Genomic DNA, 25,051 nt, shown 5'->3' on the forward strand with positions numbered 1-25,051 from the left:
ACGCCACCTGATTTTCATATTGTCAATGATCCCATTATATGCAAAATGTGCTGCAACATCCAGCGGGACAGGAGCGGATGCGGCAGCAGGGCGTCCCCCGAATAACGGTACGATAACCCGTTTAACCGCGAAGGAATCATCGTCTTGGTAAAATACCCGGCGCTTAAAAACAAAGGGGCCACGATGACGTCATACCCTTGCTCCTCCGACCAAAAGCCGACTTTGCGCCGCACGCTGTCCGGATTTAACAGAGCATAGTCGGCGGCCGCCAGCCCGCTGATTTGCCCTACCCGGGCGGCCAGCGAGGAAATCCCCCGCTCCCATCGTTTCAGAAATGCCTCATGGATGCTGCCATGGCCCACAAGCAGCAGCACCTCGCGATCCGGACTTTCCGACAGCTCCTTCACCTTGTCCCAGACCATCTCGGCAACCAGCGGATCATCATCTATAGGATCGCCAAAAATCACGCGCCCGGATACCCGAAACCTTTCCAGATCGGTTTCCTTTTCCGGCGTGTCCTTTACGCCCAGCGCATACGCGATCTCATCGATATGCGTGCTGCCCGAAGATACAAATAAAGGAATGACAATCAAATCTGTCACTCCTTGCGCTTCCAGCTCGTTTATCCCGTCCTGAATTAGGCGGCCCTCGACGATTTCCAGGAACGCCGACACCACGGGAAGTTCCGCGGGCAAACCAGCCGCCGCTTCCGCGACAGCCTCGTCCACCAGGGCTATCCAATGATCGTCGGGAGAGCCGTGGCTGATCACCAGCACCCCCGGTTTTGATGCAGTCGAATCCCTATGCGGCGGAGCCTGAAGCGGCTGGGTCTCTGCCGGACGCCCCATGTCCGCCGTCCGAATTTTTTCCTTCATCGGCTTAGCGCCCCAAACGGTCCAGCGTCATCTTGTATCCGTCGTTGCCGTAATTCAGGCAGCGCTTGACGCGGGAGATCGTCGCTGTGCTGGCACCGGTTTCCGCCTCGATCTGGTTGTATGTGCTGCCTTTGCCAAGCATCCGCGCAACTTCCAGCCGCTGGGCCATCGATTGGATTTCATTTATCGTGCACAAATCGTCAAAAAAAACGTAGCATTCCTCAATGTCTTTTAACGTTAAAATAGCCTCAAATAATTGATCGATCGTTTTGTCATTCAACTTCTTCAGCTGCACTGAATAATCATCCCCTACCGTTACTTAACCACACCCCCATTGTACCCGAGCGGAGTCCCCCTTTTCAAGCATTAACGGTTTCACGCATTACAGAAAGAACGCCCAAAATCCGCGAACACCCACCGGAACCGGGACATTCGTCCATACGCCCCGCGCCCGGGTCTCATAAAGTATAGTATTACAAACGCCTATATCCCCAAAAAAGGGCGTTCCGATAAAATATCAAAAAAGGACAGTGATACCATGCGACATCATCATGCTTACCGGCAAAGCGCGGCGCCCACGGCATTTCCGTATACCGACTATTACCCTGGAGTAAATCCTTACGAATCGGTCCCGTCCGATTCTACGGCGCTCACGCCCTATACTCCGCCGTCCATCGAACCGTTTGATGGCGCTTCGGGCGCGGCGGCGGGCGGTTCCCCAGGATCGGCCGGCAGCCTTTCTATCCCCAATCTGGGCGATCTGAAAGGCATCGTCGACAAGCTTGGCGGCGTTGACGGGATACTGACCACTGTGGGCAAAGTGCAAAAGGTGATGGAAACCGTCCAACAATTCGCCCCGATGGCCAAAATGATTGCCAGCCTCCTTCCGTTCGGCAAAAAGAAACAAAGCGGCGGATCCGGAGGACGGATGGACGAATACCGGCCCCGCCGCCGCAAAAAAAGCCGCAGCGGCCCGCAGAGACGCCGCGGCGGGAGCCGGGGGCGCAGCGGCAAAACGGGCAAACGCCGCCGTTAATCCGGCGGTGCTTGGCTTGCGATGCTGCCCGCCATTACTTAAACCAGCCCCGCTTGCCGAACCAGAGAATCATCAACCCGCCGAGTGCCAGCATCACGGTTAAGACAGCAAAATAACCGTATTTCCAAGACAGCTCGGGCATATAGGCAAAATTCATCCCGTAGATACCGGCGATCAGCGTCAGCGGCATAAACACCGTCGTAATGACGGTCAACGTTTTCATGATCCCGTTCATCCGGTTCGAATTCAGCGAAATGTAGGAGTCGCGCAAATCGGCGGTCATTTCCCGGTCGGCCTCAATCATTTCGGACAGCTTCAGCAAATGATCGTGAATGTCCGCATAATAGGCGCGCGGCTCCTTATCGCCCTGCACATGCTGCGAATTTAAGATGCGGTACATCAGGTCGCGCATCGGCACGATCGTCCGCCGCAGCTTCAGCAGCCGGCTGCGCAGGTCGAACACCTGGTTCATCAGCAGTTCCACCGACTCGCGGCTCCCCATTTTCTCCAGTTCGTCCAGCTCGTCCTCGATCGCATACACGCAAGGGAAATACTGATCCACCAGACTGTCGACCACCATATACGCCGCGGAATAAGGCCCGTGCACCCAAACCTTCCGGTCATGGGCCCGCTTCAGCATGTTTTTCCATGCCTCGTCCATTTCCCGCAGCCTGTGCTGATGGAACGACACCAGATACCTGTCCCCAATAAACAGATTCACTTCCACCGTGCCCAAGGTGTCCGGGTCCAGAGCATGCAGCACCAGAAACTGATAATCCTCGTAATAGTCCATTTTGGGACGCTGCAATACATGCAGGCAGTCCTCAATCGCCAGCGGATGAAACCGGAAAAAAGAACCCAGCAGTTCGGCCTCCTCCGGCGACGGTTCGTTAAAATCGGCCCAGATCCATACGTACTCCTCGTCACGCGAGCGCTCCAGCGGAATGTCCGGAACGACTTTATGGTCGTGCGTCATCCCCATTACTCTGATCAAGCCGACCCTTCCCCCTTTCTTCATGCCGCTCGATATCATGATTTCAGCGTACGCGAAAACGCCGCTTCGCGCAATTATTCCCCGGCGCCTTATTTGGCTTTTTGGGCTCCGAACTTGCTGCGAATCCATGCCGTAAGGAACAGGAGCAGGCCGAAAACGAAAAACGTGAAGTCAAGAAAAATATGGCTTCCCGCCATATAGCGCTCAAAATCGATATTGCTGGGCGGGGTCCAAAAGCTCATGACCAAAATCAAAAATCCGAGCGGCAGGGCGAGCGCCCGATAATCCTTCAGTCCGATCCACTGGGCCATTCCCAAAGTCGCGCCATATTGGTAGATGGCCAATTGGATAAATGTCCCGGGAAGCCATACGGCCAACAGCAAGGCATCGATATGCTGAAAAAATTCGCCGACGGCGATGTACCGGACGACTTCGACGAACGGATAATTGAGCGAAATGGCGTGTTGCCCGAACAGAAAGACCGCAACGAGGCCGGACACCACAAGCGTCACCATCAGCAGGAACCAGGCCGCCAAGCCGTAAAGCGCCGCCTTCCGGCGGTTCGACAACAGCGGCAAATAGAGCCCTAAAACGATATACGCCCCGAACCAGGAGAACGGAACGACCGCCCCCTTCAGGGACGGAGCCAGGCCATTCCCGAGAATCGGAAACACATTCGAAACGTCCCATTCGGGAATGGTAAGCACGACGAGCAGCGCGAAAACGAGAACCGTAATCGGAAGAAACAGCTGCGCCAATCTTCCCAGCGTTTCCACTCCTGCCCTGACCGTGTAGGATATAAGAACCATGATGCCGCCTGCGGAAACGAGCGGGGGCGTGATTTCCAAAAAAACGGAGGAAATAAAGTCGCCGTAAATCCGCAAAATAACGCTGGTCAGGTAAGCCAGGTAAAATACGACGACCAATCCCGCCGCTTTGCCCAGATATTTGCCGAGCAGACGCTGGCTGTATTCAATGATTGTCTCCTCCGGAAACATGCGGCCCAGACGGAACATGGCGAGCAGGAAGAATAAGCCGGCCAGATGGGCCCAAACGGGCGACAGCCATAAATCCCGGCCCGCGGCTTCGCCCGTGACTTTCGGAATGAGCAGCAGGCCGTCATACGCCAGCAAAGAATATATAAGAAACGCTAATTGTCCCGCGGTAATCTTTCCTTTCTCTGCCATAAGACGACACCTCATCCTCCTATTAAAGCCGGCAAGCGGCCGGTATAACCAGTCGATCAGCATGAGCGGTCCCGGAAGCCTCGGAAATATGACCAGCAGCAAGGCTGAAATCCAGCCGATAGCCGCTACGGCGATAAGCGCCGCACGTTCCCGGGCGCTGCCTTTGTTCAGACGCAGCCATTCGAACCTGACGATCAATACGACAGCCAGCGATATTGCCGCAATTTTTAGCCACATCATCGTTTAGGCCGCTCCTTTTCCGGTAAGCTGGCGGGGAACCTGTTCATGCCGATGCGGCGTACGCTCACATCGACCGCCACCTGAACTTCCATCCCGGGAAAGAACTGCTCCCAGTTGGCCTGAAGTTCCTTCCATGCTCGGGGGCTCTTGCGGTTGATCGCTTGTCCGAAATTAAAAATATCGGTCCGCATCCGCTGGGACTCCTTGACTGTTTGCTCCACCGTCTCCCGAATATGATCGGCCATCGCAGCTTCAATCTCGTGAATATGCTTCGGCTCCGACACGACCAGACGGGTTGTATTTTGAACAATGCTCAGTTCCGAGCTGATGCGGATTCCCATTTGCCACTCCCCTTCCTTACGGGAAGGGACCAAACGCGCATCCGAGGCGATCACCATAAGCGATATGCGCGAGGGCGACGTCCCCTCGAGTTCTATCGTTTCCACATCCCGCTTCAATTGGTTGTTCACCCATTTCGTACCCGGAAATAAGTCCCCCGTCAACGTTCCGACCATACGGCCCCGGTTAAATACCGCATAACCCTTTATATGGGTATCGCCTGTCCCGCCTCCTCCTTGTTCCGGGACATCGATGTAAGGCAGGATCGCCGTTTCCTCTTCCCCGTTTAAGCGCTGAACCAGCTTGTTTAGCGTCAACGGCTTGTTAAAGGCGCGGACGGCTTCGCCCTCCAGCAAGTCGGCTTTGGTCTGTTCGAGCAAATAGGGCGAGTTGAAAAAGTCCCGGACCTTGCCCCGGGTGATGAAAGGCAGCACCCGCAGACGGACTTCATTGTCGCGCAGCAGGTAATCCAGCTGTTCGCGAAACCCGTCTTTCGCCAGCGCTTCCCCGAAAATCAGCACCTCCAACTGCCCCCAATAAATCGTTCGCGGCAGCATCGTTTGGAGTTTATTAACCGCATCCCCCACCGTTTCCCCGGCTGCGGAGCGGATCAAGGTTTGCCCGCCGCCTTGCTGCTATCCGCCTGAAGACTTGCCGCCGCTTTCCTCTTGCTTCGGCGCGGCGATTTCCAAGGTCAGCTCGACGGCGCCGTCTTCCGTCCGGTCAAAACCTGCGCTCGTTACGATCGCCAGTCCGTTTACTTCCTCTCCGTCCCAGCAGCCGGTTAAGGAGAGAAACGCAGCGCAGGCCGCAAAAGGCAGCAGCCGTTGAATCACCAACCCGATCGCGGATCTCCGTTTACGATTTCGCATATGGTTTCAATTTTCGCCACCTTTTCCCGGATTGGGCCGCTGTTTTGGCGCGAGGCGCGCGCGGTTGTCTTTCCCCGAAAAGCTCGGACGTGCAAGCATCTTCCACCACGGAACCCGGATCGCCGAGTCCTTGATGTCGCTGGCCACGAACGGTGCGATCGGGGACAAATAAGGAAGCCCGTAAGACCGCAATGTACACAAATGGATGGCTATGCCGATCAAGCCGTACATGACGCCAAGGATTCCGAGCATTCCCCCGGCCACAATGAGCAGAAGCCGCAGCAGGCGGACGGAGAATTCCAGCGAGTAATGAGGGGCCGTAAATCCGGCGATGCCCGTAAAGGCGATGATGATGACGATCGGCGCGGACACGAGACCGGCGGACACCGCCGCTTCGCCCACAACAAGCGCGCCGACGATCGTCACCGCCGAACCGATTTGCCGCGGGAGACGCAGCCCGGCCTCGCGCAGCACCTCGAACGCCAGCTGCATCATCAACACTTCCACGATGGTCGGAAACGGGATCTCCTCGCGGGAGGAGGCGATGCTCATCAAGAGTTTGCTCGGGATCATCTCCTGATGAAAATTCAGCAGCGCCACGTACACCGCAGGCAGCGTCAACGAAATAAACAGCGTGCAATAGCGCAAAATACGGAGCGCGCTGGAGTACAGCGAGCGGTTGTAATAGTCGTCCGCCGCCTGCAGCAGCGTAACGAGCGTAACGGGTACGATCAGCACGTTGGGCGTACCGTCGACCAGAATGACGATTCGGCCGTCCAGCAAGCCGGCCGCGGCGATATCGACCCGTTCCGTAAACTGCTGTTGGGGAAATGGCGAATAGGGGGTGTCCTCCGTCAGCTCTTCGATATAACCGGTTTCCAGCACGCTGTCCATATCGATGCGTTTAAGGCGGTTCTCCACCTCCCGGATTAAGGCCGGCTGGACAATGCCTTCCAAGTAAGCGACATAAACCTCGGTTTCGGTATAGCGGCCGAACTGGAACGATTTTAATTTCAGGTTCACGCTTTGGATTTTTCGCCGCAGGAGCGACAAATTGGTGGAAATCGATTCGGTGAATCCTTCGCGCGGGCCCCGGAGCGACGGCTCGGTCTGCGGTTCTTCCACCGACCGTTTTTCCCATTTGGCGATCTTGAGCAGCAACGCCCGGTCGCAGTCCTCAAGCAGCAGCAAAGGATAGCCTTTGATCAGCTGTCTGGCGCATTCGTAGGCGTCTGCGATCTCCTTGATCGACCCGACCGGCAGAACCCGGTTTTTGATCGCTTGCAAATCCGTTGATTCCGCGCCGGCCATCCCCATGAGCGGCTTCAAGACGTTGTTGTCCATTTCCAGCCGGTCTGACATGTCGGGAATATAGACGAGCTGCGCTTTAAGCTCCCCACCGACCAGGAAGGAGCGGAATGCAATATCATCCGCAGCGCCTAAGATTTTTTTGATCGCCTCGACATTCCGGTCAAGCGACGGAACTAGGGCCGTAACATCGGATGGGGAGTTTTCGCTGGATGTTTTTGGCGGGAGCGAAGACCGTTTTTTCATAGCTGGCCACCTTACCTATCCTGTAAAGTCAATTCGGTTATATTTACATATGTTTCCCCCTTTCCCTTATTTTCACCAAAAAGTCCGGTTTCATTTCCCGGCATTTCTGTTTTTTAAACCGGCATGAATCCGCTCCTTCCCTTTCATCTCTATGACAAAAACCGCCAAAGCAATTCGCTCTGGCGGTTCTTTGAAAACATAAGGACAAAAAAGGTCGTTATTCCGGCGGTATCCCCCATTGAAAGAGAAATAGAGGGAATTTTTGTCGCTTTTTGTTTGAATCGCAAGGAAATACCCGCGATCTGCACCATTCACAGGAAAAATAAGCACAAAAAATTCCGCTAATGGGGATGAACAACCTCAAATCCGAATAATAAGATCATAAAATTCCGCTATTTTTTAAGGGCGACGGTTAGTCGATCCAGCAGCCGGCCGTTAAGCGCGGATTTTTAGGTTGAAGCCTTTTTTACCATTAAAACAGCAACAAATAAATGCCGCCGGCCATCACGGCCACGATCGGAATCGTGATCACCCAAGCGACGACGATCCGCCCGGCCATCGACCAGCGTACGGCGGAGAACCGCTTCGCCGAACCGACGCCCAAAATCGCCGATGTGATGGCGTGCGTCGTACTTACCGGCAGATGAAACAGCGTAGCCCCGAAAATCACGGATGCGGCGGACATATCCGCGGCGAAACCGTTAATCGGTTCGATCTTGAAAATTTTCGTGCCCATCGTTTTGATGATTTTCCAGCCGCCGATCGAGGTGCCCAGCGCCATCGCCGTCGCCGCGGCGATTTTAACCCACAGCGGCACTTCCATGTGGTCCTGGAACTCCGCCGTAACCAGGGCAAAGGTGATGATCCCCATCGCCTTCTGCGCGTCGTTGGTGCCGTGCGTGAAGCTTTGCAGCGCCGCCGTAATGATTTGCATTGAGCGGAAGCCTTTATTTACCGTATGCGGGCTGCGATAGGCAAAAATCCACTTCAAAATCAGCATAACGATATAACCGATCGCAAAAGCGATCAGCGGGGAAAAAACCAGCCCTTCGACAATCGTCCGAAAACCGTTCCAGTTCAGCTTGTCCGGCCCCCCGCCGACATACACCGCGCCGGCCAAAGCGCCGATCAGAGCGTGGGAAGAAGAAGAAGGGATGCCGAACCACCACGTAATCAAGTTCCATATAATCGCCGCCAGCAGCGTCGCAATCAGGATCTCAAGGCCGTTGTCCAGCGATGCCGGGTCCGCCACGCTGCCCCCGATCGTTTTGGCGACGCCGGTGAACATGATCGCTCCAAGGAAGTTCATGACCGCCGCCAGCATAATCGCCGTGCGCGGCTTAAGCGCCCGGGTGGATACCGAAGTCGCAATCGCATTTGCCGTGTCGTGGAAACCGTTGATAAAGTCAAATCCGAGCGCCAGTATGATAACGATGATAATGATCAGTAAACTCGTATCCATATCTTTTCTTTTTGCACAGATCGTTTATCTATATGTGTAACCCGCGCAATTCCAACCTCCCGAATATCAAGTGTTAAGCGAAGTGCTCAAGAATTACGCATGATTATGGATTCCAGCATGTTGGCTACTTTCTCGCAGGCATCCGTCGTCGTTTCCAGACGTTCGTAAATTTCCTTCTTCTTGATCAGTTCGATCGGGTCCGTCACCTTCAGGAACAGCTCCTTGATGCAAATCCGCAGCAGCTCGTCCCCCTGATTCTCAAGGTCGTTCAAGCGGATCGTGTATTCGCGGATCGCGAGAAGTTTTTTCTGGGAAAGCAAATGGACCGCTTTTTGGATCTCATATGCCGAATTGCGCAGAATTTCCGCAAAGCGGGCGATGTATTCGTCCGGCTGGGAGAGGTGGTACATGAAGAAACGGGAAGTCGACGCCTCCAAACCGTCTATGACATCGTCCAGCGCCGTGATGAGGTTCATGATGTCGTCGCGTTCGATCGGGGTGATAAACGTTTTGTTCAACTCGACGATAATGGTATGTGTGTATTCATCGCATTTGGATTCGAATTCCTTCATCTTTTTGGCGAACTGTTCCACGTCCTTGAACTCCGCTACCTGCTGGGCGAAATAATCCGCCGAATGCACGATCGTGTCCGCCATGTTCTCTAACGTCTGGAAAAAGATATCCTTCTTCTTCACTCGCATCAGTATCCCCTTTTCTCTGCATGAGGTATTTCTTTCGGACTGCGCTTTACACAGTTATTACACAGCCTTGATTATCTTAACACAATCGGTCGAAAGATGGTTAATAATGTCGCAAACATTTCATGTTCTTTAGCTTAAAGTTGCCTGAATAAACCAGAATTATCCTCTATTCGCCACAAAAATACAGACTTCCCCAGTTCGCCCCCCGCTATTCCACGGCAATATGACTGTCGAAATCCGGCGAATCGGGCACGATATGAATGAAAGAATTGCCAGGAACAAATGGCAGCTCTTGATTGTCCACGATAAAGCGAATGATGTCGCCTTGTTTATGTATCCACTCTGCGCGAATCATTTTGCCTTTTTCAAAAACGATCGCGTCTCCGCCCAGTTCCAAATTCACGTCCAGGCGTCCCACATCGTCCAGCACCCGGTGTTCGGCCCCCAGCACCACGACATTGGCGGCCGTCAGCTGTTCGCCGGTCTCCAGATCCGTGTGCGGCTTACCGTTAATGAAACGTTTATATCGTCCGCTCGCCGCGTCATATTCGTAACCCACCCGGTAATTGTCCAGTTGAAACTTGATCTCTACCCGGCTTGCTTCCTGCCACGACACGGGTCCTTCCCTTTCCCGGTAAAAAGTATATCCCGGCACGTTCGCATCTTCGGTGGCGAATCCTCGTTTCTCCGCCCCTTCGAGCAATTTTTCCGGACTGGAGTACAGGTTGTGCGGCGCCTTCCGGGACTTGTCCCGCCAAAAGTAAGCTCCCGCGTTCGTGATCTCATCGAGATCCTCTTTATGCTGCCGCTGCAAAATGGCGAACGCATCGTTGCTCGCTCCCGCGTGGACCAAAACGCCGTGATAGCTTTCCCCCAAATCGATCATGTACGGGCGAATGCTGCGAACCGGGCCGATTTTGGCGCTGTCCGCCTTGCTTTGATAAATCGCCACCATGCGGGTTACCCCGCCTTCGGCCAGTACTTCATACACCAAGTCGGCGTCCATCAGGCCCGACTGGGGGCGCGCAGCCGGCGCATTGTTGACCATGACCGCCAGCGGGCGGCGGGTTACCGGCGCTTCCGCCGGCAAACCGGTAAGCGGAGCCGTGTAAGCGGGTACCTCAGGTTGGGGCGGCTCCGTCTCCTCCGGTGCTGCTTCGGGGGGAGCGATAACCTCCCGGGTGACCGCCTCCTTCGCTCCTCCGCAGCCGGAGATCAGCAGCAGGAAAACCGACAAGATCAGTAGTATTCCGAATTTAGACCGTAATAAGTTCATCGTACCTCCGTCATCCCATGCGTTTTTTTTACATTATACGTCGAAATAAACCGCTTTGGAAACGCAAAGACTCACATCTTGATTTAAAAAAACAAAGCGCAGCAACCGAAAAGAATCGGTTCTGCGCTTCTTCATGATATTTTGCAGCCTGGTCAACGGGCTTCGTCCCCGGCGCCGAATTTCCAGCAGTTGAGGCTTAAGCTGCCGTACCGGTAATCCTGAAACAGCTTGACGGCCCGCCGCTCGTCATCGGCGGCGCCCATCGCATAAAGCAGCGGCACAAAATGCTCCTTGCCGTAGGGAGGAATGGCGCTGCGGACATGGGGAGCCTTTTTGCCGTAATCGAACAGCAGCCGCAAATTCCAGTCCTGAAGCTGCTCACCGATCCAAGCGTCGAATTCGACAGCCCAAGGAAACGGCTCGCTCTCCTCGTCTCCGATTAGGCGCAAATTATGCACCAAGCCGCCGCTGCCGATAATGAGAACGTTTTGCCGCCGGAGTCCGGCCAGCATTTTGCCGATGGCATACTGTTCCTCCGGTGAGCGCTTGGAATCGACGGACAAGGCCACGACCGGGATGTTTCCTTCCGGGAATATCGCCCGCAGCACAACCCATGCCCCGTGATCCAGCCCTCTTCCTTCGGATAGCCGATACGGCAGATTGTGGGCATGAAACATGGCGCCGATCGCTTCGCTAAGCTCCGGATCGCCCGGGGCAGGGTATTGAATCCGGTACATTTCCTCGGGAAAACCGTAAAAATCATGCAGCGTTTCATGCCTGCGGTCCGCCGTCAGCCATTGGACGGGAGAATCCCAATGTGCGGAGAAAATAACAACGGCTCTGGGCGGTTTCAGCGTTCTTTGTCCCAGTTGCCGGAGAAAACCCGTGTACGCGTTTTGCTCGATTGCCAGCGTCGGCGATCCGTGTGCGATAAACAATGCAGGTTGAGTCATCACTCTCAAACCTCCCTGCGCCAAATTGGTGGTATCCTATATTCATTGTATCCCTACAGGAAGTTATTTACCAGTTCGGCATGATTTTATCGCCCGATCGCCGCGCTTAACGCCCCCTCACACGCGTTGCTCCTAGATCATCCAATGCTGCCAGTCCGTCTGAATCGCCTCCAGACTGTCAAGCCACTCCCTCGTCTTGCCGATGAGCCGGGCTTGATGCTCCCCGGAGGAATACGTATGGTCGGCCTGAAAAATAATCTCTTTGTCGCAGCGCCCTTCGGAACGCATCCAAAACACCTTTTGATACAGAAAAGCGTAATCGACCGGGATCGTATCGTCCGAGGTGCCGTGCACCACCAGCACGTCCCCGGGAAACTTGAGCGCTTCCTGGTATGGCTGCGACGAACCCAGCGAATCGAAAAACCGCGGCGTCAAGTCATAGCCAAGGTAATCGGCGGACCCGTGCTTGACGGCCTTGTCGTATACCTCACGCCCGGTAATCTTTACGATATCGTTAAAAGGATATCCGACGGAAGACCATAGGACGAGATTTTTGATGCGGCGGTCCCTTACGGCGGCAAGCAGCGCTACGGTTCCGCCCAGGCTGTGTCCGATCAACGTGACCCGCTGCGGATCGATATCAAAGGATTCGAGGCCGTAATCCAACACCGAGCGGGTTTGGGCGATCAGGGAATCGACGTCCTGTTCCCCGTAGCTCCCGCTGCTTTCGCCGCAGCCGACGCAATCAAACCGAAGCACGAGAAATCCGGCCGCCGCCAGTTCCCTGGCCGCTTTGACAAACAGCCGGTCCACACCGATCCGGTTGCCGACAAAGCCGTGGCAAATCAAGACCAGCGGAGCCCGCCGGCAGCGCCCTTCCCGTTTGTTTTCCGACGGATAATGGATATTCGCCGCAATTTCCTCTTTCCCATACTTGATCGCAATCTGTCTTTCCATACAACCGCCTCCCGCCCGTGAATATCCGGAAATACTTATATCCATTTAATTCCGATAAGTTTAATGTGTTTTATAAAACTTATCTTATCACCGGCCGGAAAGCGTGTCAATCAAGCTCGCTGGTTATTCATAAGATTGCCTAAAATAGGCATGGGTTTGTACTCGTCCTTCCCACTCCTTCATGAATTGCCGATTGCCTAGGCGCTCCCCGTCGCCGCAATCGTCCCCGCAAAGAAAATCCGCGTTTTCATCCGAGTCAACCTCGTTCGAAACGACTTCTTCCAGACTGCCCCGGGAGTTTTCGTTAAGCAAATACCTCCGGGTCTGCTCCGAATCATATTTTCCCACTGTATCTGCCTCCCGCAATAAATTAGTTGATAAGGCGCGAAACTCCGGCGACTCCAGCGTCCTTATATCCGTAAAAGATGACTTTTTGAACCGCCTCTTTTAAAGTAGTGTGTGGAGGGAGCCGGCGATTTTATACCTCGTTCACCAAATGTCCATCATTCCTGGTCCGCCCTACTCCCTCCTGTGGGCCCTTGCGGAGCGGACAAATTTTGCAGTATACTACGAAAGAAAATTAGTAATTTTTTGGCAGAATGTCGTTTGTTCGAGAGTGACTTGTACGGACCTGGGAGGAGAGATACTTTCATGTACATCCATGAAATGATCGGAGAGACGAAGAAATTAAGGCAGCAGATGACAGCCGAGAACGACAATTATTTCGGGGAAATGGTGATGTATTTCCGCTCCGGAGCCAGTTCGCTGACTGAAGCCAAAGGGGAGGAGATTTTGCTTAGCCTGGCGCGGCAAATTGTCAAAAATCAGGACAAAGGCGTGTCCGCCATGGATCTGTTTGGCGATGATCCCAAGGCTTATTGCGCCCAGCTGGCGGACGATGTCCTGACGGGCGCGCCCCGCAGCCTGAAGGATAAAATCATCTATTATACGATGATTCCCTGGGTCGCTCTAACCTGGGTTTTCTTTATTTATATGATCACCGGCTTTTTCAGCAAATGGTTTGGCGGAGAGCTGGAATACACGCTGATCAGCAGTTCGTCGCTGCTCATCATCGCCGGGTTGGCGATCATGTTGGTGGAACTGGTCACCCGCTTTCTCGGCCCCGGCCGCAAACGGGCCGCAGAGTCCCACGAACCCGCAGAATCTGCGGAATCCCCGGAGCCTTCGGGTCCCCGCCGGTTTGATTTAAAGGCGCTGGGCATCTACATCGGCGGCGCGGCGCTGCTCATCGCTTTGGGAACGCTGCTGAACCGGATTATGCCGGCCTTTACCGTGTCCCCTTGGGACAGCCTGATCATTTTTGCGATCGGCCTGGCCGGGCAAATCGTTTTGCTGCGGGTGCGCTCCAAAGCATGATGGGAAAGGGGCCATAAACAGCCCTAAGCTGCTTATGGCCCCATCTCATATTTACTCGTTGTTACTTGATTCCTCGGAGGATTGTACAGGTGTCGGAGCCTTCACTTTATCGATGACGATAATTCCGTCATACTGCTCCTTCGGGATGAAACGCATCACATTCGGCAGCACCTGTTCCGTGGTCATGCCGTCCTCGGATGCGTAGATCGGCCGGAACATCCAGGCACTCTGCGCATTCTTCACTTTATGCTTGCTTAGATCAATAAAGGAATTCGCGTAACCGCTTTGCATGATCAGGTGCTCCAGGCTCCCTTTTGTCGCCGGCCGGATGGTAAAAGGCTTGCCCGAAGTAATCGTTACCGATGAACCGCGATTCATGTAGAGCCCGATCACATACATTTTATCCCCGAGCTTCCGGTGCATCAGTTCGCCCATGCTCGTAAAACTGTTCGTCCACTTGCCGTCTTGCTTGACCCGCATTTTCGAGGTATTTTTGGCCAGGTGGTCATTGTGGGCCCACAAAATCACCTTTTTCCCCGGATACAACGTCTGCATCACCCATTCCAGATTTTCCGTCATCAACTCATCCCGGGAAGAATACATATCCTTCACATCCTTCAATCCGCTCTCCAGAAAGGCGACATGGTCGCGTAAGGATTTCAGGATGATAGCGTCAAAATGCGGCTGGCTGGGATAAAAAACTTGCAACTTGGCATTTAATTCGTCACGGTGCTGCTCAACATACTTGATCGTCTCTTGATATTGAGGCACATATTTGTCTACCACGGCCTGCATTTCCTTTTTATAAGCCGGATCCTTGCTGAAAGGAGCGTCCGGGAACTTATTAAGAACCTCATAAACATCCGGAATCGCCTGATATTCCATTTGCACGAAGGCCTTTCCCTTCTCGGAGTCCAGCTTGCCGATCGCCGCCCCTATAAACTGGGTCAAAAAGTAGGCCGTAAATTGATTGTCATATCCCGCCAAGTACAGCGGATCGTCGCCCTTTCCCTGCTCCTTGATATAATCGAACAGCTCCAGCGTTTCCTGGGAATGCCAGATTGGAAAAAGCGAAGCGCCCATCATCTCCTCCGGGGTAAGGGAATCCCGGTTTTCGTATACGGACGCCGCGTCTCCCATCCCAGATTCAAAAGCGATCACGTCAAAATCCATCTCTTCATGCAAAAATTTGATCAGCCTGGTTTTGATGCTGCTGTATTCGGCCACCCGGTGAAAATTTTCCCCGAGGCTGACGACGTTTTTGTCCTTTAACAGCGGCTTTAAAAAGGCCAGATCGCTATAATCCTCGGACTCCAGCGACGTCAGCTGATGGGCGTTTTGCCGCAGCCATTCCTTCTGGCTTCCGGAGGCCGCCGCCGCAGCGCTTGCGGACACCGGCAGAAAGGTGCAGGCCGTAATGGTTAATGATAACAACGCTCCGGCCAGTTTATATAATCCTTTTTTCATATAAACCATATCTCCTAAATTAGCTCGGTTATATTTCCATTCTCTTGCTCAACAAATAAATTGTGGCGTAGAACATCAATCCCGCAAACGCCGCTTCAAACAAGAACTGGGCAATGCTCAGGAACTGGATGCCGCCCGCTGCCATCGTAAGCGTGTCATTTGTGCTCCCGCGGAAAACCCCAAGGCTTAAAACGGAAGAGTCGCCGTTCCCGAACAACAAGCTTTCCAGCCAGCTCATCACGTTGATGATCACGAAAAAGGAGACGATGCCGATCCAGGTTCCCGCTTTTCCCCGTATGCTGACGCTTGCGCCGATGGTGATCGCCGTGAAAACGGTCAATACCAGCACGCTATATCCCCACGCCGCCGCCAAGATGATCCCGAGCCAATCTTTCACGCTTGCCAGCCCTAAAGACAGATCGTACGGAATCCCCTTAAAATGGAGATATAACAAAGCGTGGATGAACGCAACCGCTACGAACACAGCCGCCATAATCAGGCCGAGCAGCAGCGATGACAGTACGGTCCAGGCCGGGTGGACCGGCAGCAGTCTGCGGTTGTACGCCTTGATATTGGCTTCAAAGGTTTTGCATACGAGCACCAGCATGATAATGCCCGCCGACACGTACAAAATGATGTTGAAAGCTATAATCAGCCCGTCGTCCCATCCCTTGACATTGCCGACGATCGACAACGCGGCCTGCACAGTCACCAAAATCGCCGCCATCCCCAAAAAGGTATTGGCATTTCGTTTCAAGTCGTATTTCAGCAGTTTCATCATTCCGCAAACACCTCTTTAAACATGTCGTCTACGCTCTTGCCATACTTCATCCGCAAGCCTTCAACCTCTTCCTGCATGACGATTTCCCCTTCGCGGATGAAGACGACTTCATCGAAAATCCGCTCGATGTCCCGCACCAAATGCGTGGAAACGATCAAACTGCTGTCCTCGCTGTAAAACTCCACGATCGCATCCAAAATTTTAGCCCGCGCTACCGGGTCTACGCCTCCAATCGGTTCATCCAGCAAATACAGCTTGGCGTTCCGCGACAGCGTCAGCGTAAGCTGCAGCCGCTCATTCATCCCTTTGGACAGCGAACTGATCTTATCCCCTTCATTCAGCTGCATAAACTTCAGCATCGTCCGGGCCTTTTCCTCGTCAAAATCGGCGTAGAAATCCCGGTAAAACCCTACCGCGTCGCGCACCTTCATCCACGACTCCGTCAGCGGCCGATCCGGCATAAAGGAGACGAGCGACTTGGTCTTCAACCCTACCGGCGTACCGTCTACCATTACTTGGCCGTTAGAAACCGGAATCAAACCGGCGACGATCTTCATCAGCGTGCTTTTGCCGCTGCCGTTCGGACCGAGCAGGCCCACGATTTTACCCTTGCCGATGCCCAAAGATATGCCGCGCAGCGCCTTTTTGCCGCCGTAAGACTTGGACACGCCCTTCAGCTTCAGTAGTTCATCCATCCGATTTGTCTGACCTGTCTGACCTGTCTTATCTTTCTGATCTGTCTGATCTACCCAATCAATCTGATCCATTCGATCCTTCCGGCTCATCTGATCCTTCTGATCCATTCGATCCATCGTCCTCCCTCCTATCGCCGTTCTTCGCCTTGTACGGCTTCTGCGACAATCGCCGCGATATCCTGATTGCTGAAGCCGAGCTCCTGCATCCCGCCGATGAAGCGGTCAAGCAATTCGCCGGCCATTTCTTTTTTGATCGTCATAATTTTCGATTCCTCGCTGGTCACATATCTTCCGAGTCCGCGTTTCGTTTCCACGACGGCTTCACGCTCCAATTCCTGAAAAGTCCGCTGCACGGTATTCGGGTTGATTTGCAGTTCGGCTGCCAATTCTCGCACGGAGGGGATTTTGTCCCCGGCCTTCAACTTGCCGGTAACAATCTCCTTTTTCAAATAGTTCATGATTTGCAAATAAATCGGCAGATTGTTGTCGAATTCGATGCCCACGTTCGGGTCAGCTCCTTTCCGCCATTATGCCCTCGGCGGCGTCTTAATTTGATGGGGCGGCATTCCGTGGATTCCGTTGATTCCGTGGATTAAGCTCAAGCCCGCCGGCTTCGGGAATTTCGCTCCCCGCATTGGTTGCAGCACATGATCACTCCCTTAATGTATTAGTGTTATAGTTAAATAGTACACTAGTGAATTGGGATTGTAAAGCCCTTTTTCGAATGCGTGTTCAAAAAGCTGGGTTTTCAGGACCGAAGCTTATGCTTCCGAAGTGCGCTTTTTCAAAACGCTTTAGTTGGATGAAGCTAGGAACTGAGTAGCGGAGCTAAACGTTTTCGTAGCAAACGGCTTCGGAAATATAGGCTTGGTTTGGGTACGTGAGCAACTGAAATGTTTCCGGAGAAAAAATGCGTCGTAAGCATATGCTTGACCCGGCTAAATTCAAGATTCGACGTCGAATCTTCTTCATGAACGGCTTCGTCATGGAAAGATGACTTTTTGAACAACCTCTAAAAAAATAAAAAAACCTTCCCCGACTATTTGTCAGAGAAGGCTGGATGCCACATTATAAAGGCCGATCGCCTTATTTTTCGCTGCTCCATCACCTAGCGTTGCATTAACTTTGCTCAAGATTTCCCGGAACTACTACTGGCCCGGACTGCTGGCCGGAACTGCTGGCCGGAACTGTTACCTGGAAATCTAACGGTTGTATCAGCGGCTATTTACCAAAAAAAGCTCTTTTCAAAATTCTAGCGGTTGTGACAGCCGTTATTTGCCTGAATCTAAGCAAAAAGGGCCGGATTCAAGTGAAATAAGCCCCGTGGCAACCGTTACAATTTAAAATCAACTTTTTTGGAGCAAATAGCGCCTGTAGCATCCGTTAGAGTATCAGTGCAACTGGAAAATGTATCTTGTCAGATCAGATTTAATGCAACGATAGTGCCGCCTCATTGGATTTATCTAATAGAATCGAAAATTGGGTAGAAAGACAGTACCCTGATTGGATATTTCCAATAGATTGGGCCAGGCAGGGTACAAAACAGGCGACTTAAGCGAAATCTATTGGATATTTCCAACGAGCGCTCAAAATGGCGGTAGATTCCCGTCATTCTATTGGATTTTTCCAATCAAGGGGGAGTTTAATTTGCAAGAAACCATCAAATCAGCAAATTAAACAGGTTCAAGTCCCGGTTGAGCTCGGTATAGGCGATGCCTTTCGAGGCCATTCTGCCGATCAGCGCTTCGTAATCCGCCTTGTCGCTCAGCTCGATGCCGACCAGGGCCGGGCCGTTTTCCTTGTTGTGCTTTTTCGTATATTCGAACCGGGTGATGTCGTCGTTCGGGCCCAGCACCTGCTCCAGGAACTCGCGCAGGGCGCCGGCGCGCTGCGGGAAGTTGATCAGGAAATAATGCTTCAGCCCCTCGTAGATCAACGAGCGCTCCTTCATTTCCTGCATCCGGTCGATGTCGTTGTTCCCGCCGCTGATGATGCATACGACATTTTTGCCGCGGATTTGGTCGCGATACATATCGAGCGCGGACACCGGCAGCGCTCCGGCCGGTTCCACAACGATGGCGCTGTCGTTGTACAGCTCCAAAATCGTCGTGCACGCCTTGCCCTCCGGCACCTGAACGATATCGTCGAGGATTTTCGCACTGATTTCGTAGTTCAAATCCCCGACGCGTTTGACCGCCGCACCGTCCACGAACTTGTCGATCGCTTCCAGCGTCACCACTTGCTTCTGTTTTAGCGCTTCCGTCATCGAAGCCGCGCCCGCCGGTTCGACCCCGATCACTTTCGTCTGCGGGCTGACCGTTTTCAAATACGTGCCCACGCCCGACACCAAGCCCCCGCCGCCGATCGTCACAAACACATAGTCGGCCGGCACATTGAGGTTCTCCATGATCTCCATGCCGATCGTCCCGTTGCCGGCGACGATTTTCGGGTCATCAAACGGGTGGATGAATGTCATTCCGCCCTCGGTGCACGCTTTCATCGCTTCTTCATAAGCGTCGTCGTACGTGTCGCCGGTCAGCACAACCTCGACATGGTCGCCGCCAAAGCGTTTTACCTGCTTAACTTTCTGGTTTGGCGTCGTGCTTGGCATAAAAATTTTGCCCCGGATTCCCAGCGCGTTGCAGGAAAAAGCCACGCCCTGCGCATGGTTGCCGGCGCTCGCGCAAACGATCCCCCGCTGCAAATCCTCCGGCTGGAGGCTGCGGATCATATTGTAGGCCCCGCGGATTTTAAAAGAACGCACGACCTGGAGATCTTCTCTTTTTAAATATACGTTGCAGCCGTATCTTAACGATAACGTTGCATCCAGCTGCAGCGGAGTCCGCACCACAACCTCGCTCAGCACATGATGCGCTTTGACGATATCTTCCATACCTACCGTTTGGCGTTCCGCCTGCTTCATCGCTTTCTCCTCACTTTGGCTCGATTTCTCTCATTCTTATAAAAGTACACCCAAAACCGCTTTCCGTTCAAGTCATTTTCCGATGTAAAAGTGGAAATCCCCGCCAACGAGCAAACTGCAAAAAAGCCTCCCCGGCAGATCCGGCGTATGAGCCGGCAGGCCGGAGAGGCTTAGAGTGGGCGGATCAGTCTTTTTTCGGAATCAAACGGTCATCGGTATGTCCCTTGGAGTTTTTCTCCTGAGCAAGCTCTTTAAGCTCCCACTCCATCGTCCCGTACACCGGATCGGACGGGAATTCCCCGCCCTTCCGCAAGTACTCCTCGCGCCCCAGCTCGTCCCGGTATACGCCGCTCACTTCCACTTCTTCACGCGATACCGGAAGCATTTCCTTCATTTTGTCGCTCATGCTGATGCCGCCTCCCGCAATCAGAGAATGACAGGGACTATAATCCCCATTCTCCCTTAACATGCGCGAAAAAAGAGCGGATTATCCTCGCGCGCCCCGGAAGGCGGATCCTCTTCCAATACCGCCGCTATACGAGGGCCTTGGCGGCGATATCCGTACGGTTGTGCTTGCCCTCGAACGTGATCCGCTCCGCAGCTTGATAAGCCTTGTCCCGCGCTTCGGCGATCGATTGGCCAAGTCCGACGACGCCCAGAACGCGGCCGCCGTTCGTGACCCATTCCCCGGCTTCGTTGCGGGCCGTTCCGGCATGGAACACGAGGGCCTCCCGCACCTCATCCAAGCCTGCAATCGGCAGGCCTTTCGGATAGGAAGCCGGATAACCGCCAGAAGCCAGCACAACGCACACGGCCGCTTCATCGCTCCACTCGATTTCCGCCTGATCCAAGGTGCCGTTCACCGCCGCCAGAAAAATATCGAGCAGATCGCTTTTCAGCCGCGGCAGCACGACCTGGGTTTCCGGATCGCCGAAGCGGGCGTTGAATTCGATCGTCTTCGGCTTGCCGTCCGGCGTAATCATCAGCCCGGCGAACAACACGCCGCGGAACGGCCGGCCCTCGGCCACCATCGCCTTGGCCGTCGGTTTGATGATCGTTTCGACCGCTTCTTCAATGATGCCGGAGGCGATGTGCGGCAGCGGGGAATAGGTGCCCATGCCGCCCGTGTTCTGCCCTTTGTCGCCGTCGTAAACCTGCTTGTGATCCTGCGCCGCCGCCATCGGCCGCACCGTTTCCCCGTCCACGAACGAAAGGATCGACATTTCCTGGCCTTCGAGAAATTCTTCGATAACAACCTGGCTTCCGGACTCACCGAACACCTTCTCGACCATAATGTCCTTCAAAGCCGCTTCCGCCTGTTCGCGAGTGAAGGCGACCGTCACGCCTTTGCCCGCCGCCAGCCCGTCCGCCTTAATGACGATCGGCACCGGCCGGCTGCGCAAATACGCCAAGGCCGGCTCATAGCTGTCGAACTTCTCGTAAGCCGCTGTCGGAATGCCGTATTTTTTCAGCAAATCCTTCATAAACGTTTTGCTGCCTTCGATATGGGCCGCGTTTTTGCGCGGACCGAACACCGGAATGTTCTTAGTCTCGAACACGTCGACAATGCCATCGGCCAAGGGATCGTCAGGCCCGACCACGACCAAGCCGACGCCATTCTCCTCGGCAAACGCGGCCAGCTTGTCGAATTCATGCACCTGAATCGGAACCAGTTCAGCCACCTGGCCGATTCCCGCGTTGCCCGGGGCGCAATAAAGCTTGCCGGCTTTGGGGCTTTTCGCCAAGCTCCAGCAAATCGCGTGCTCGCGCCCGCCCCCGCCAATCACCAATATATCCATTTGTCGTCTCCTCCTTATAGCCCGCAAGCGGACCGTAATGACGCTAATCACTCATTTCCCCCGCGTATAATCCGAAAAACGGCAGGCCGCCGCACGCCGCAGCGGTCTGCCGTTTGGAGCCGAGGCTTAATGTTTGAAATGGCGGACGCCGGTAAATACCATGGCGATGCCGTACTCGTTCGCGACCTTGATCGACTCCTCGTCCTTAACCGAGCCGCCAGGCTGAATAACCGCCGTAATGCCGGCCTTGGCCGCCGCTTCCAGCGTATCGCCCATCGGGAAAAACGCATCCGAGGCCAACACGCTGCCTTTCGACTTTTCTCCGGCCTGCTCAATGGCGATTTTCGCCGCACCGACGCGGTTCATCTGACCGGCGCCGACGCCGATCGTCATATCGTCCTTGGCCAGTACGATCGCATTGGATTTCACATGCTTAACTACTTTCCAGCCGAACAGCAGCTGCTTGAGTTCTTCCTCGGTTGGCTTGCGGTCGGTGACGACCTGCAGATCGGATTCCTTCAGCACATGAACATCGCTCTCCTGAACGACCATGCCGCCGTCGATCGAAGTCACGACAAACTGGCTGCTGCGTTTGCTGCCGAGCTCCAGGCCGCCGAGCTTCAAGAGGCGGATGTTTTTCTTTTTCGTCAAAATGTCCAGCGCTTCCTCGGTAAAGCCCGGCGCCAAAATGATCTCCAGGAAAATCTCCTTAAGCAATGTCGCGGTATCGGCATCGATAATGCGGTTGGCAGCGACGATGCCGCCGAAGATCGACACCGGATCAGCCTCATACGCTTTTTGATAGGCCTCCAAAATGCTGCTGCCTACGCCTACCCCGCAAGGGTTCATATGCTTCACCGCAACGACAGCCGGCTCCTCGAATTCTTTCACGATTTGCAGCGCCGCGTTGGCGTCATTGATGTTGTTGTAGGACAATTCCTTGCCGTGCAGTTGCTCCGCATTGGTCAACGTATCCGCCGCGGCCAGCGGTTTGCGGTAGAACGCCGCTTGTTGGTGCGGATTTTCGCCGTAGCGCAAATCCTGGATTTTCTCATAGGTCACGGTGTAGCGTTCCGGCAGCGGATCGCCGGTCACCTTCGACAAATAATCGGAAATCAGGGCATCATAAGCCGCCGTATGGCGGAAAACTTTGGCCGCAAGCCGTTTGCGCGTGTCCAGCGTCGTATCCCCGCCCGCGCGGATTTCCGCAAGAACCGTGCCGTAATCGGCCGCATCGACAACCACGCTGACGAAGGCGTGATTTTTGGCCGCGGAACGCAGCATGGTCGGCCCGCCGATGTCGATATTTTCAATCGCATCCTCATAACTCACGTCCGGCTTGGCGATCGTCTCCTGGAACGGATACAGGTTAACAACGACCAGGTCGATGTAATCCAGACCCAGCTCCTTCATTTGGGCCTGATGCTCTTCGCTGTCGCGGATCGCCAGCAGCCCGCTGTGGACGGCCGGGTGCAGCGTTTTAACGCGTCCGTCCAAAATTTCCGGAAAACCGGTCACATCGGAAATGCCGATCACCGGCACTCCTTCCTTCGACAGCAGGTTTTTTGTTCCTCCCGTTGAAATGATCTCCACGCCCAACTGCGACAGCTCGCGGCAAAAATCCACGATCCCCGTTTTATCCGACACGCTTACCAGCGCTCTTTTGATACTCAAAATCGGCCCCTCCTTTTAATTTGGCGAATCATGCCCGATATTTCTCGGGAAATATCGAAACCCCTGCGCACTTTATGTCCTATAAAAGTATGCCCTATTGTTCCTCATCCGACAGAACCGTCACTTTCCGGCCGTTCACCTTAATACGGCTTTTGGCAAACCACGACACGACTTGCGGGTATAACTGCTGTTCCGCGGCATGGATTCTGGCCTCCAGCGACTCCAGGGTATCCGAGGCGAGAATCTCCACCGGTTCTTGGGCGATGACAGCGCCCGTATCCATTCCCCCGTCGACCAAATGCACCGTTATCCCAGTCACTTTAACGCCGTAGTCCCACGCTTGCCCGATCGCGTTTTTGCCCGGAAAAGCCGGAAGCAGCGAAGGATGGATGTTGATCATTTTCCCGGCGTAAGGCTCCACCAGCACCGGGGTCAACAGCCGCATATACCCGGCCAAAACGACCAGGTCGATCTGCCGCTTGTCCAGCTCCGCGGCAACTTCCGCCTCATAATCTTCCCGCCGCGCATAGTCCTTAGGTTGAAAAAGAAAACAGTCGACCCCGGCCTTGCGGGCCCGTTCAACGACGGGCGCCTGCGGTTTGTCGCACACCAGCAGCACGATGTCTGCGCCAAGCGTTCCCGCCCGGGAAGCATCCAGCAAATTTTGAAAATTGCTGCCCTGCCCGGAGGCGAACACCGCGATCCGAAAACCCGCCGCCATTACACGTCCGCCCCGGCAAACGTCACTTCCCGGCGGCCTGCGGTCACTTTGCCGATGACGTACGGGCTTTCGCCGGCCTCGCCCAGCGTTTGCAGGGCTGCCTCCGCCTGATCGGCGGCAACGATGATGACCAGCCCGATCCCCATGTTGAAGGTGGTGAACATGTCGCGGCTGCTGACGCTGCCCTTTTGCTGCAAAAGCTCAAAGATCGGCAAAATCGGCCACGAGCCGGATTCGATCTCCACATTTACGCCTTCCGGCAGCACGCGCGGGATATTTTCGATAAATCCGCCGCCCGTAATGTGCGCCATGCCTTTGACGTCGACCCGCTCGAGCAGGGAAAGCACCGGCTTCACGTACAGCTTGGTCGGCGTCAGCAGCACCTCGCCAAGCTTCTGCCCGCCCAGCTCCGGCAGCGTATCCTGCAGGCTGTATCCGGCCTCCTCCAGCAGCAGCTTGCGCACCAGCGAAAAACCGTTGCTGTGCACGCCGCTGGAAGCGAGGCCGATCACCGTATCGCCGGGAGCGATGGTGCTGCCGTTGACGATTTTGCGCTTGTCGACGACGCCGACGGTGAAGCCGGCGATGTCGTATTCGCCTTCGCCGTACATGCCCGGCATTTCGGCGGTTTCGCCGCCGATCAGCGCGCAGCCGGACTGGCTGCAGCCTTCGGCGATCCCGGCGACGATCGCCTCGATTTTCTCAGGAACGACCTTGTCGCAAGCGAGGTAATCGAGGAAAAACAGCGGCTCCGCGCCCTGCACGACGATGTCGTTGACGCACATCGCTACCGCGTCGATGCCGATCGTATCGTGCTTATCCATCGCAAACGCGATTTTCAGCTTGGTGCCCACGCCGTCCGTCCCGGAGACCAGAACCGGCTCCTCATATTTGTCTTTGTTCAATCCGAACAAAGCCCCGAAGCCGCCCAGATCCGTCATCACTTCCGGACGAAACGTTCGCTTGACGTGTTTTTTCATCCGCTCCACGGCTTCATTCCCGGCCGCAATATCGACGCCGGCGTTTTTGTATGCTTCTGACACGAGAAGGACACACTCCTTAGGTTTATTTTTTGGAGGACATGCGTTTCTTTGTAACCGCAAAATCAACTAGACTACATCCAGACTAAACCAAGCTAACGGTTGCCACAGCCGCTATTTGAGCCATT

At 54.4% G+C, this 25,051-nt stretch carries 24 protein-coding genes and 1 pseudogene; 2 read left to right on the plus strand and 23 right to left on the minus strand.

The features are described 5' to 3' along the window. Positions 1-14: 14 nt before the first annotated feature. Positions 15-875, minus strand: a complete 861-nt coding sequence (locus DYE26_RS17360) for a sirohydrochlorin chelatase (protein WP_227872727.1) — start codon at positions 873-875, stop codon at positions 15-17. 4 nt (positions 876-879) lie between these two features. Then, positions 880-1,170, minus strand: coding sequence for a YerC/YecD family TrpR-related protein (locus DYE26_RS17365; protein WP_036625794.1), 291 nt, complete (start codon positions 1,168-1,170; stop codon positions 880-882). Between the two features lie 243 nt (positions 1,171-1,413). Here DYE26_RS17365 and DYE26_RS17370 point away from each other — a divergent pair, with 243 nt between their 5' ends. After that, complete coding sequence (locus tag DYE26_RS17370; protein WP_036625797.1) at positions 1,414-1,911, plus strand: hypothetical protein; 498 nt, start codon at positions 1,414-1,416, stop codon at positions 1,909-1,911. Positions 1,912-1,945: 34 nt separating this feature from the next. Here the strand turns inward: DYE26_RS17370 and corA are convergent, their stop codons facing one another. The 11 genes and pseudogenes from corA to DYE26_RS17430 all read right to left on the minus strand — a co-directional run bounded on the left by corA (position 1,946) and on the right by DYE26_RS17430 (position 12,794). Then, positions 1,946-2,905 (minus strand): magnesium/cobalt transporter CorA, encoded by a 960-nt coding sequence (gene corA, locus DYE26_RS17375; RefSeq protein ID WP_036625798.1) that lies wholly within the window; start codon positions 2,903-2,905, stop codon positions 1,946-1,948. Between the two features lie 89 nt (positions 2,906-2,994). Then, on the minus strand, positions 2,995-4,332 hold the full coding sequence (locus DYE26_RS17380) for a GerAB/ArcD/ProY family transporter (RefSeq protein WP_240534187.1): 1,338 nt from the start codon (positions 4,330-4,332) through the stop codon (positions 2,995-2,997). After that, positions 4,329-5,543, minus strand: a pseudogene (locus DYE26_RS17385) (Ger(x)C family spore germination protein). Before DYE26_RS17385 ends, DYE26_RS17380 begins: the two are co-directional and overlap by 4 nt. A gap of 6 nt (positions 5,544-5,549) precedes the next feature. After that, positions 5,550-7,097, minus strand: coding sequence for a spore germination protein (locus DYE26_RS17395; protein WP_036625804.1), 1,548 nt, complete (start codon positions 7,095-7,097; stop codon positions 5,550-5,552). A gap of 90 nt (positions 7,098-7,187) precedes the next feature. Next, positions 7,188-7,427, minus strand: a complete 240-nt coding sequence (locus DYE26_RS17400; protein ID WP_036625807.1) for a hypothetical protein — start codon at positions 7,425-7,427, stop codon at positions 7,188-7,190. 142 nt (positions 7,428-7,569) lie between these two features. After that, complete coding sequence (locus DYE26_RS17405; RefSeq protein WP_036625809.1) at positions 7,570-8,559, minus strand: inorganic phosphate transporter; 990 nt, start codon at positions 8,557-8,559, stop codon at positions 7,570-7,572. Between the two features lie 86 nt (positions 8,560-8,645). After that, entirely contained in the window at positions 8,646-9,260 is a 615-nt protein-coding gene (locus DYE26_RS17410; protein WP_036625812.1) for a DUF47 domain-containing protein, read from the minus strand. A gap of 208 nt (positions 9,261-9,468) precedes the next feature. After that, on the minus strand, positions 9,469-10,536 hold the full coding sequence (locus tag DYE26_RS17415; RefSeq protein ID WP_036625814.1) for a DUF3048 domain-containing protein: 1,068 nt from the start codon (positions 10,534-10,536) through the stop codon (positions 9,469-9,471). 152 nt (positions 10,537-10,688) lie between these two features. Further along, entirely contained in the window at positions 10,689-11,489 is an 801-nt protein-coding gene (locus DYE26_RS17420) for a dioxygenase family protein (protein ID WP_036625816.1), read from the minus strand. A 132-nt stretch (positions 11,490-11,621) separates the two neighbouring features. Beyond that, complete coding sequence (locus tag DYE26_RS17425) at positions 11,622-12,446, minus strand: alpha/beta hydrolase family protein (protein ID WP_036625818.1); 825 nt, start codon at positions 12,444-12,446, stop codon at positions 11,622-11,624. Positions 12,447-12,569: 123 nt separating this feature from the next. Then, positions 12,570-12,794 carry a hypothetical protein gene (locus tag DYE26_RS17430; RefSeq protein WP_036625820.1) on the minus strand — a complete coding sequence of 75 codons (225 nt, stop codon included), beginning with the start codon at positions 12,792-12,794 and terminating at the stop codon, positions 12,570-12,572. Between the two features lie 303 nt (positions 12,795-13,097). Here DYE26_RS17430 and DYE26_RS17435 point away from each other — a divergent pair, with 303 nt between their 5' ends. Then, a complete protein-coding gene (locus DYE26_RS17435) occupies positions 13,098-13,823 on the plus strand; it encodes a DUF1129 family protein (protein WP_036625823.1) in 726 nt (241 codons plus the stop codon). A 51-nt stretch (positions 13,824-13,874) separates the two neighbouring features. Here DYE26_RS17435 and DYE26_RS17440 read toward each other — a convergent pair whose 3' ends face one another. The 10 genes from DYE26_RS17440 to purM form a co-directional block, all read right to left on the minus strand. Further along, positions 13,875-15,290, minus strand: coding sequence for an erythromycin esterase family protein (locus DYE26_RS17440; protein WP_036625825.1), 1,416 nt, complete (start codon positions 15,288-15,290; stop codon positions 13,875-13,877). 28 nt (positions 15,291-15,318) lie between these two features. Further along, positions 15,319-16,071 (minus strand): hypothetical protein, encoded by a 753-nt coding sequence (locus DYE26_RS17445; protein WP_036625826.1) that lies wholly within the window; start codon positions 16,069-16,071, stop codon positions 15,319-15,321. Then, complete coding sequence (locus tag DYE26_RS17450; RefSeq protein WP_036628765.1) at positions 16,068-16,766, minus strand: ABC transporter ATP-binding protein; 699 nt, start codon at positions 16,764-16,766, stop codon at positions 16,068-16,070. The genes DYE26_RS17445 and DYE26_RS17450 overlap by 4 nt, the downstream gene beginning before the upstream one ends. A gap of 128 nt (positions 16,767-16,894) precedes the next feature. Further along, positions 16,895-17,269 (minus strand): GntR family transcriptional regulator, encoded by a 375-nt coding sequence (locus tag DYE26_RS17455; RefSeq protein WP_036625828.1) that lies wholly within the window; start codon positions 17,267-17,269, stop codon positions 16,895-16,897. 1,157 nt (positions 17,270-18,426) lie between these two features. Beyond that, the gene (ilvA, locus tag DYE26_RS17460) at positions 18,427-19,689 is read right to left on the minus strand and encodes a threonine ammonia-lyase IlvA (RefSeq protein ID WP_036625830.1); all 1,263 of its coding nucleotides are present in this window, start codon (positions 19,687-19,689) and stop codon (positions 18,427-18,429) included. Between the two features lie 184 nt (positions 19,690-19,873). Next, complete coding sequence (locus tag DYE26_RS17465; RefSeq protein WP_036625832.1) at positions 19,874-20,095, minus strand: hypothetical protein; 222 nt, start codon at positions 20,093-20,095, stop codon at positions 19,874-19,876. Between the two features lie 127 nt (positions 20,096-20,222). Next, positions 20,223-21,488 carry a phosphoribosylamine--glycine ligase gene (gene purD / locus DYE26_RS17470; RefSeq protein ID WP_036625835.1) on the minus strand — a complete coding sequence of 422 codons (1,266 nt, stop codon included), beginning with the start codon at positions 21,486-21,488 and terminating at the stop codon, positions 20,223-20,225. A 126-nt stretch (positions 21,489-21,614) separates the two neighbouring features. Beyond that, positions 21,615-23,162, minus strand: coding sequence for a bifunctional phosphoribosylaminoimidazolecarboxamide formyltransferase/IMP cyclohydrolase (gene purH, locus DYE26_RS17475; RefSeq protein ID WP_036625837.1), 1,548 nt, complete (start codon positions 23,160-23,162; stop codon positions 21,615-21,617). Positions 23,163-23,256: 94 nt separating this feature from the next. Then, positions 23,257-23,883: a phosphoribosylglycinamide formyltransferase gene (purN, locus tag DYE26_RS17480; protein WP_036625839.1), complete on the minus strand. Its 627-nt coding sequence runs from the start codon at positions 23,881-23,883 to the stop codon at positions 23,257-23,259. After that, on the minus strand, positions 23,883-24,926 hold the full coding sequence (gene purM / locus DYE26_RS17485; protein ID WP_036625842.1) for a phosphoribosylformylglycinamidine cyclo-ligase: 1,044 nt from the start codon (positions 24,924-24,926) through the stop codon (positions 23,883-23,885). Before purM ends, purN begins: the two co-directional genes overlap by 1 nt. Positions 24,927-25,051: the final 125 nt, after the last annotated feature.

Origin of the sequence: Paenibacillus macerans (assembly GCF_900454495.1) — a bacterium.
Taxonomy (GTDB): Bacteria; Bacillota; Bacilli; order Paenibacillales; family Paenibacillaceae; genus Fontibacillus; species Fontibacillus macerans.

Bases quoted from the DNA above. Each gene is read 5' to 3' on its own strand.
- DYE26_RS17360 (WP_227872727.1), bottom strand. From the start codon at position 875: ATGAAGGAAAAAATTCGGACGGCGGACATGGGGCGTCCGGCAGAGACC.
- DYE26_RS17370 (WP_036625797.1), top strand. From the start codon at position 1,414: ATGCGACATCATCATGCTTACCGGCAAAGCGCGGCGCCCACGGCATTT.
- DYE26_RS17380 (WP_240534187.1), bottom strand. From the start codon at position 4,332: ATGATGTGGCTAAAAATTGCGGCAATATCGCTGGCTGTCGTATTGATC.
- DYE26_RS17395 (WP_036625804.1), bottom strand. From the start codon at position 7,097: ATGAAAAAACGGTCTTCGCTCCCGCCAAAAACATCCAGCGAAAACTCC.
- DYE26_RS17405 (WP_036625809.1), bottom strand. From the start codon at position 8,559: ATGGATACGAGTTTACTGATCATTATCATCGTTATCATACTGGCGCTC.
- DYE26_RS17410 (WP_036625812.1), bottom strand. From the start codon at position 9,260: ATGCGAGTGAAGAAGAAGGATATCTTTTTCCAGACGTTAGAGAACATG.
- DYE26_RS17415 (WP_036625814.1), bottom strand. From the start codon at position 10,536: ATGAACTTATTACGGTCTAAATTCGGAATACTACTGATCTTGTCGGTT.
- DYE26_RS17420 (WP_036625816.1), bottom strand. From the start codon at position 11,489: ATGACTCAACCTGCATTGTTTATCGCACACGGATCGCCGACGCTGGCA.
- DYE26_RS17425 (WP_036625818.1), bottom strand. From the start codon at position 12,446: ATGGAAAGACAGATTGCGATCAAGTATGGGAAAGAGGAAATTGCGGCG.
- DYE26_RS17435 (WP_036625823.1), top strand. From the start codon at position 13,098: ATGTACATCCATGAAATGATCGGAGAGACGAAGAAATTAAGGCAGCAG.
- DYE26_RS17440 (WP_036625825.1), bottom strand. From the start codon at position 15,290: ATGAAAAAAGGATTATATAAACTGGCCGGAGCGTTGTTATCATTAACC.
- DYE26_RS17445 (WP_036625826.1), bottom strand. From the start codon at position 16,071: ATGATGAAACTGCTGAAATACGACTTGAAACGAAATGCCAATACCTTT.
- DYE26_RS17450 (WP_036628765.1), bottom strand. From the start codon at position 16,766: ATGGATGAACTACTGAAGCTGAAGGGCGTGTCCAAGTCTTACGGCGGC.
- ilvA (WP_036625830.1), bottom strand. From the start codon at position 19,689: ATGAAGCAGGCGGAACGCCAAACGGTAGGTATGGAAGATATCGTCAAA.
- DYE26_RS17465 (WP_036625832.1), bottom strand. From the start codon at position 20,095: ATGAGCGACAAAATGAAGGAAATGCTTCCGGTATCGCGTGAAGAAGTG.
- purD (WP_036625835.1), bottom strand. From the start codon at position 21,488: ATGGATATATTGGTGATTGGCGGGGGCGGGCGCGAGCACGCGATTTGC.
- purN (WP_036625839.1), bottom strand. From the start codon at position 23,883: ATGGCGGCGGGTTTTCGGATCGCGGTGTTCGCCTCCGGGCAGGGCAGC.